Source organism: Desulfobulbus sp. (assembly GCF_030824455.1).
Classification (GTDB): Bacteria; Desulfobacterota; Desulfobulbia; order Desulfobulbales; family Desulfobulbaceae; genus Desulfobulbus.
In genome coordinates this window covers 1-7,703 of record NZ_JAVBXR010000065.1, presented here as the reverse complement: position 1 = coordinate 7,703, position 7,703 = coordinate 1, and the positions used below count along the sequence as shown (strand labels likewise).

7 protein-coding genes are annotated in these 7,703 nt (G+C 55.1%); all 7 read left to right on the top strand.

The window, feature by feature from the left end; genetic code table 11:
- The coding region (locus RCH93_RS08805; RefSeq protein WP_373693274.1) for a spore maturation protein at positions 1 to 647 on the top strand (647 nt) is incomplete at its 5' end.
- Between the two features lie 142 nt (positions 648 to 789).
- Positions 790 to 1,701: an OmpA family protein gene (locus tag RCH93_RS08800; RefSeq protein ID WP_306547987.1), complete on the top strand. Its 912-nt coding sequence runs from the start codon at positions 790 to 792 to the stop codon at positions 1,699 to 1,701.
- A gap of 853 nt (positions 1,702 to 2,554) precedes the next feature.
- Positions 2,555 to 4,210, top strand: coding sequence for a sigma 54-interacting transcriptional regulator (locus RCH93_RS08795; RefSeq protein WP_306547986.1), 1,656 nt, complete (start codon positions 2,555 to 2,557; stop codon positions 4,208 to 4,210).
- Between the two features lie 636 nt (positions 4,211 to 4,846).
- Positions 4,847 to 5,674, top strand: a complete 828-nt coding sequence (nifH, locus tag RCH93_RS08790; protein WP_306547985.1) for a nitrogenase iron protein — start codon at positions 4,847 to 4,849, stop codon at positions 5,672 to 5,674.
- A 25-nt stretch (positions 5,675 to 5,699) separates the two neighbouring features.
- Positions 5,700 to 6,017, top strand: coding sequence for a P-II family nitrogen regulator (locus tag RCH93_RS08785; RefSeq protein WP_306547984.1), 318 nt, complete (start codon positions 5,700 to 5,702; stop codon positions 6,015 to 6,017).
- A gap of 11 nt (positions 6,018 to 6,028) precedes the next feature.
- Entirely contained in the window at positions 6,029 to 6,400 is a 372-nt protein-coding gene (locus RCH93_RS08780; RefSeq protein ID WP_306547983.1) for a P-II family nitrogen regulator, read from the top strand.
- Between the two features lie 21 nt (positions 6,401 to 6,421).
- Positions 6,422 to 7,703, top strand: a 1,282-nt coding sequence (anfD, locus tag RCH93_RS08775) for a nitrogenase iron-iron protein, alpha chain (RefSeq protein ID WP_306547982.1), incomplete at its 3' end; no start/stop codon positions are given.

The following is a 7,703-nucleotide window of genomic DNA, read 5'->3' as shown; positions in this document are numbered from 1 at the left end:
CTTCCGGCCCCGCCCAAACCGAACCCCTGGAAGACCAGGGCCAGCCCTATCCCCTGTGGGTGAGCATCATCGCCCTGGCTGGGCTGATCGGGCTGGTGCCGACTGCCGTTGCCTACGGTCAGACCATCTCGCCCTGGATCATCCCCGGCCTGATGGTCTTCTTCCTGGGTTTTGGGGCCTTTCGCCGGGTGCCGGTGTACGAGTCGATGGTCGAAGGCGGCCGGGAAGGTTTCCAGGTGGCGCTGCGGATCATCCCCTACATGGTGGTTATCCTGGTGGCGGTGGCCATGCTGCGCGCCAGCGGCGCCCTGGATCTGCTGGTCGGGGCGCTCGGTCGTTTCACCGCGCCCCTGGGCCTGCCGGCCGAGGCCCTGCCCATGGCCCTGCTGCGGCCGCTCTCCGGTTCTGGGGCCTACGCGGTGCTGGCCTCGCTGATCAACGATCCGGCCATTGGCCCGGACAGCTACACCGGCATGCTGGTCTCCACCCTGCAAGGCTGCACCGAAACCACGTTCTATGTGCTGGCGGTCTATTTCGGGGCGGTGCAGGTGCGCCGCATCCGCCACGCCATGGCCGCAGCCCTGGTCGCCGATCTGGCCGGGGTGGTCTGTGCGGTGCTGGCCTGCCTCTATCTGTTCGGCAACTAACCACCGGGAATAACCACCGGGGATTGCCTCTATTTTTGCTGTTCATTGCTTGGACAGTCCGCCCTGTTGCCGCTATAATCCGACCAACCTATTTTTTTGGGGCGCGTCGACGCCAACCACTTTTTCCCAAGGAGGAGATGAAATGAAACGAATTGTTGCCGGGGCTGCTTTGATCGTCACCATGTTGTCCGGCGGGTCCGCCTGGTCGGCGGATGCGGAAAATTGCAAGGATCATCCCCTGTTTTCCCGGATGAGCAGCTACGAGATCTACAGTTGCGCCACCACCGAATTCGACGCCGTGGCCTTCCCCAAACCGGAACTCAAGGAATGGGCCACTCCGGAAGCGTACACCACGGTTGAAGGCAAGATTTTTGCCGTCAGCTACAAGCTCAAGGAAGGCGCCACCCCGGCCAGCGCCCTGCAGATTGTCCGCAACTTCCAGAACGCGGTGAAAAAAGACGGCGGCACAGTGCTCGGCGATTATGACGGCACGGTGTTCCCCGACCTCCAGCCCACCGCCATCAAATACCTGGTGGAATCCCCCGGCGGCACGTCGTACGACCGCTACACCACCATGACCCTGACCAAGGGCGGCAACGAATACTGGGTGTACCTCTGCGCAAGCGAGGGCTACCAGGATTACATGCTGCTCCTGGTGGAAAAGCAGGAGATGAAGCAGGAAGTCAGCGTCAACGAGTTGGAAAAGCAGATAAACAAGGAAGGTTTTTTAACATTTTACATTAATTTTGACACCGGCATGGCCGCGATCAAACCGGAGAGCGCAAGCAGCGTCGAGCAGATCGCCGCCCTACTCAAGGCCGCATCCACCCTCAAAGTGAGCATCGAAGGCCACACCGACAACGTCGGCACGCCGGAGAGCAACAAAAAGCTCAGTGAGGATCGGGCCAAGGCAGTGATGGATGCGGTGGTCGCCAAGGGCATTGCCGCCGACCGGATGACTGCCGTGGGACGCGGCCAGGAAGCCCCCATTGCCGACAACCGCAAGGAAGAAGGCCGGGCGCTCAACCGCAGAGTGGAAGTGGTTAAAAAATAAGCAAGACGCACAAAAGGTTGGCCAACGACCAGAGGCGGGGCAGCGATGCCTCGCCTTTTTTATTGCCGCTGGCGGCTTGGTCGCGCTTTGATGGCTCTCATTCCATTTCTATCTCAAAAATGATGCGCGTCTGTTTGTTATTTCGACGAGCACCGCGAGGAGAAATCTCGCAACGTCCCGAGATCTCTGCGGTCGAGATAACACACCTTCGTCGACGAGGTTTTGCTCTGCACATCCTGCTTCGCTTGATTTGAAAACAGAATCAAATGATCAGGACAGGGCTCACCCTGGTTATACTTTAAAAAAAGTAACGAAAAAGAAAAAGTCCACAACACCAAACAACAACCTGATATTTAAAATAAAAATTACTCATTTCCGGCAACACAGGCGAACCGTTGCTGTCTTGCTTTGAGAATTTGGACATCATTGTCTTCATTATCTATGCCCCTGTTCCTCCCGCCGCCTCCGTTTTTTTCTTCGCATTCGGCGCCGAAAACTTTCCGCAACCGCCTCGCAATCCATTCCTTCCAAAAGCAACAATTCAAGATGAAAATTTTCAATGTAAAATCAAAATAATAGGAAAACAAGAGATGCATCCGGGATGATTGCTCTGCTGGTGGAAGTGAAGATATCTACAATCCTCACCTGACCGGCAAGGCCATGGCACATCGTTTGCTTGGTTCCGGTAGCGACATATCGTAGCTCCTGTTGCCTTGATGCCTGCGCTCAACGTCGCTGTGAAGAAAAACAACCAGGACGCGGCTCACCCGAAAATTCGAATTTGGATGGTCTGGAATCATTTTCATGCAAGCGAACAGAAGCTGTTTTGCTGTGCTGCTTGCTATGAGGCCCTATGTGCACTTCCACTGACAACGACGCGCCCGGCAAAGAATGTTATGCGGGTGTTTTCAAACACAACGACCCTCGAACAAAGGAATGCCACGCCGGAGTGTGCCGGGGCAGAATCGTGCCCTTGCTCTTCTCCATGGGCAGAGCTTTGTCCGAGCAAAACGACCTCGCCCAGGCCCTGGAAGCCTTTCTCGACTATATGCGCGACGAAATGGCCATGGATCGGGCCATGGTCAATTTGCATCATCGCGAGACAGGCCGCATCTTTATCCATAAATGCATGGGGTTAACCGATGAGGAACAGGCACGGGGGGTTTATTTTCCCGGTGAGGGCATCACCGGCCAGGTGGTCGAATCGGCAAGCCCCATTATTGTGCCGCGAATTGGCGACGAACCCGCCTTCCTCAATCGCACCGGCAGTCTTTCCCGCCCGGAAGATCGTGACCACGCCTTTCTGTGCGTGCCGATCTTACGAGGGAAAAAGGTGCTCGGCAGCATCAGCGCCATCCGCCATTACGACAACAACAAGGAGTTGCTGGCCAAACATGTCGACACGTTGATGGTTGTTTCCTACATGCTGGCGCAGGCGGTTGAATTGTACCTGGTTGAAAACGTGGATAAAGTCCTGTGGGAACAACGCCACCGGCAACTGCTGGAGGAACTGAGGGTACGCTTCAAGCCTTCGAGCATCATCGGTTCTTCCAAGGCTATGATGGAGGTCTTCGCGCTGCTGCATAAGGTCGCCAAGAGCAAGATCACGGTGCTTCTGCTCGGGGAGAGCGGGGTTGGCAAGGAAATGATCGCCAATGCCATCCACTTCGACGGGCCCAATCCCGATGGCCCGATGGTAAAATTCAATTGCGCCGCCTTGCCGGAGAGCATTCTTGAAAGCGAGCTCTTTGGCCACGAGAAAGGCTCCTTTACCGGTGCAACCCAACTGCGTAAAGGCCGCTTTGAGGAGGCGGACGGGGGGACGATTTTTCTCGATGAGGTCGGGGAATTGTCGCTCGCCGTTCAGGCGAAACTCTTGCGCGTGCTCCAGGAAAGGGCCTTCGAACGTGTGGGCGGCAATAAAACCGTGACGGTCAATATCCGCATTGTGGCCGCCACCAACAAAGATCTTGCCGAAATGGCGGCCAACGGAACTTTTCGGCAGGACCTCTTCTTCCGCCTCAACGTCTTTCCCTTGCTGATTCCGCCTTTGCGGGATCGCGGCAGCGACATCATCACCCTGGCCGAGCATTTTGTTTCCCGTTTTTCGCAAGAAAATGAGAAGACCATCAACCGGATAACAACCCCGGCGCTCAACATGCTGATGAAGTATCACTGGCCGGGCAATGTCCGGGAACTGGAAAATGTGATCCAGCGCGCCGTCATTCTCACCGAAGACGACGCCATTCATGGATATAATTTGCCGCTCTCCCTGCAGTCGCCGGTGTTGCCCGGTTTGGACGTTCAAAGCGGGCTGGAATCGAAACTGGCGGCCATTGAGTACGAGATGCTGGTTGAAGCCCTCCGACTCCATCAGGGCAACGCCAGCGAGGCCGCCTCGGCGTTGGGCCTGACCCGCAGAACCATGGGCTTGCGGATGAAAAAATACCATATCACCTACAAGGAATTCCGTCAGATGATGTCGCCGGTGCAGACCTTGGAACTTTAGGCAGGCGACGGTTCCGCTCGCATCCCGCCTCGGCAGGTTTACGGAGACAGCCCCCGTCAAGAGCGTACCAAAACGAACACGCTGCCGGAGACGATCCAACCGCAGCGTTATTCGCATCCCCTCTCCCCCCGCAATCACATCGTGCAATCGCAACGCTTGGCCGGAATGTCCGCTGGAAGGCCGGCAACGGCCACATCGCGCTATTGCGCTGCTTTACCTATCCATTTCGCCACCCGCAGGCCTCCCCCCGAACCTTGCCGGATTCCTGCCCAACGCCGATTCAAGCCTCTTTTTTCCCGTCTGCATCTGCCATCCTCCCCTTTCAAAACGACCCAAATATTGTTTCCCCAGCCGCGTCCCCGGCGAAAAATACGGTTGCGAACATTCCCCGGAAAAAAAGATACCTTTGGGTATGAAACCTTGCTTCCGTGGCAAAGTTTGCCGCCGCCGCAACCGATCGAGCAAGCCCTACCACGAGCCAAACACCTGATATTTCGTCGTTTATTATTTAAAAACTCAACAGATTCATTCCGAAAAACAGCTGCAGCGGCCATTGGCACGCTTATCGCTATGAAGCCTGCAAATGAAGGCGATTCCATTTCGGCGTCTCCTACTTCTCATCAATGGAGTCTGATCATGACACGCAAGATTGCAATTTACGGCAAGGGCGGCATTGGAAAATCAACAACCACCCAGAACACTGCAGCAGCTCTGGCCCATTTTCACGACAAAAAAATATTCATTCATGGCTGCGACCCCAAAGCTGATTCCACCCGCCTCATTCTTGGAGGCAAACCGCAGGAAACATTAATGGACGTGCTGCGCGAAGAAGGGACGGAGAAGGTCACCAACGACAAGGTCATCAAAGTTGGTTTCAAGGACATTCATTGCGTAGAATCTGGCGGCCCTGAACCGGGCGTTGGTTGCGCCGGTCGCGGCATCATTACCGCCATCAACCTGATGGAAGAGAACGGCGCCTACACCGAGGATCTTGATTTCGTCTTTTTCGATGTTCTTGGCGATGTTGTCTGCGGCGGGTTTGCCATGCCGCTCCGCGACGGCAAAGCCCAGGAGGTGTACATCGTCGCGTCCGGGGAAATGATGGCGATCTATGCGGCCAACAACATCTGCAAGGGTCTGGTCAAGTTCGCCAAACAAAGCGGCGTCCGGCTTGGCGGCATTATTTGCAACAGCCGCAAGGTGGATCGGGAGCGGGAGTTTCTTGATGAATTTACCGCATCGATTGGAACGCACATGATTCATTTTGTGCCGCGCGACAACATTGTCCAGAAAGCTGAGTTCAACAAAAAAACGGTTACTGAATACGACCCGACTGAAAACCAGGCCCTGGAATACAGCGAACTTGGACGGAAAATTATTGAAAACGATAATTTCGTTATTCCCAAACCGCTGATGATGGAAGAGCTCGAGGCCATGGTGGTCAAATACGGCCTTGCCGACTAATGCAGAATTGCCAAGGAGCAACACTATGAAAATGATCAGAGCAATTGTTCGACCTGATGCCGCCGACAGCGTAGCCGACGGCCTGGCCGAAGCGGGTTTCTTCTCCATGACCAAACTCAGCGCCTTTGGTCGCGGCAAACAAAAGGGCATTACTGTCGGTACGATCCATTACGACGAGCTTCCCAAAGTCATGCTCCTGATGGTGGTTGAGGACGCCAGTGTGGCGGAAGTAATCAAACTTATCAAATACAAGGCGTATACCGGCAACTTCGGCGACGGAAAAATTTTCGTCACCCCGGTGGATGAAGTGTTCACCGTTCGCACGGGTTCAACAGGGCTCTGACAGGTGACGATATGAAGGAAATAATCGCGATCATCCGCCCCAAAAAGATGGGCAAGACCAAAGACGCCCTGGAACAATTGGGGTTTTTGAGCCTCACGGCCATGCCGGCGATCGGACGCGGCAAACAGCGCGGCATTGCCAACGAGATCAGTTGCGACATCCCTCCCGAACTCCTGGGACAGGGAAAATCCGGCGGAATGAAATATATCCCGAAACGGCTGTTTTCCCTGGTTGTCCGCGACGCCGACGTTGGCCCTGTGGTGCAGGCGATCATCAAAGTGAATCAGACGGCCCAGATCGGCGACGGCAAGATATTTGTGTGCCCAGTTGACGATGCCGTGCGGGTGCGCACCGATGAAACCGGCGAGAAAGCCATTTTGTAAGGTAATGAGGAGGAATGAACCATGCCCTATCACGAGTTTGAATGCAGCAAGTGCATACCCGAGCGGAAACAGCACGCTGTCATAAAAGGGGCGGGCGAGGATTTGACCTCAGCCCTGCCGGCCGGATACCTCAACACCATCCCAGGATCGATCTCCGAACGCGGCTGCGCCTACTGCGGAGCAAAGCACGTTATCGGCACCCCCATGAAGGACGTCATCCATCTGAGTCACGGCCCGATTGGATGCACCTACGACACCTGGCAAACCAAGCGGTACATCAGCGACAACGACAACTTTCAGATCAAGAACACCTTTGCAACCGACATGAAAGAAAAGCATGTCATCTTCGGCGCTGAAAAACTGCTCAAGCAGGCCATCATTGAGGCCTTCAAGGCGTTCCCGAACATCAAAAGGATGTCCATTTACCAGACCTGCGCTTCGGCCTTGATCGGCGACGACATCGACGCCATTGCCCAGGAAGTAATGGAAGAAATGCCCGAGGTCGACATCTTTGTCTGCAACTCGCCAGGGTTCGGCGGGCCAAGTCAATCGGGCGGCCATCATAAAATTAACATTGCCTGGATGAATCAAAAGGTTGGAACGATTGAACCGGTCATCACCAGTCCCTACGTGATTAATTATGTTGGCGAGTACAACATCCAGGGCGACCAGTACGTGATGATGGATTTTTTCAAGAGAATGGGCATTCAGGTCCTCTCCACCTTTACTGGCAACGGCTCTTACGACGATCTCAGAGCGATGCACAGGGCGCATCTCAATGTTCTCGAATGCGCGCGTTCCGCCGAATACATCTGTAACGAGTTGAGAAAACGATACGGCATTCCTCGTCTGGACATCGATGCGTTTGGTTTCAGCACCCTGGCGGAGGGGCTGAGGAAGGTTGGGATGTTCTTTGGCATCGAAGATCGGGCCGAAGCGATCATCGCAGAAGAAACCGCCCGCTGGCAGCCGGAACTCGACTGGTACAAGGAGCGGTTGCGGGGCAAGAAGGTGTGTTTGTGGCCCGGAGGTTCCAAGCTTTGGCATTGGGCGAACGTCATTCATGAAGAATTTGGCGTTGATGTTGTCTCGGTTTACTCCAAATTTGGCCATCAGGGCGATTTTGAAAAGGGGATCTCCCGCTGCGAGGAAGGGGCGCTTGCCATCGACGACCCCAACGAACTTGAAGGCCTTGAAGCAATGGACATGCTGAAGCCGGACATCATTTTCACCGGCAAACGGCCGGGCGAGGTGGCCAAAAAGGTTCGCGTCCCCTACCTGAACGCGCATGCCTACCATAACG

What these genes read in the sequence shown, in the direction of transcription:
- nifH (WP_306547985.1), top strand. Translation starts at nt 4,847, where the DNA reads ATGACACGCAAGATTGCAATTTACGGCAAGGGCGGCATTGGAAAATCA.
- RCH93_RS08780 (WP_306547983.1), top strand. Translation starts at nt 6,029, where the DNA reads ATGAAGGAAATAATCGCGATCATCCGCCCCAAAAAGATGGGCAAGACC.
- RCH93_RS08795 (WP_306547986.1), top strand. Translation starts at nt 2,555, where the DNA reads ATGTGCACTTCCACTGACAACGACGCGCCCGGCAAAGAATGTTATGCG.
- RCH93_RS08800 (WP_306547987.1), top strand. Translation starts at nt 790, where the DNA reads ATGAAACGAATTGTTGCCGGGGCTGCTTTGATCGTCACCATGTTGTCC.
- RCH93_RS08785 (WP_306547984.1), top strand. Translation starts at nt 5,700, where the DNA reads ATGAAAATGATCAGAGCAATTGTTCGACCTGATGCCGCCGACAGCGTA.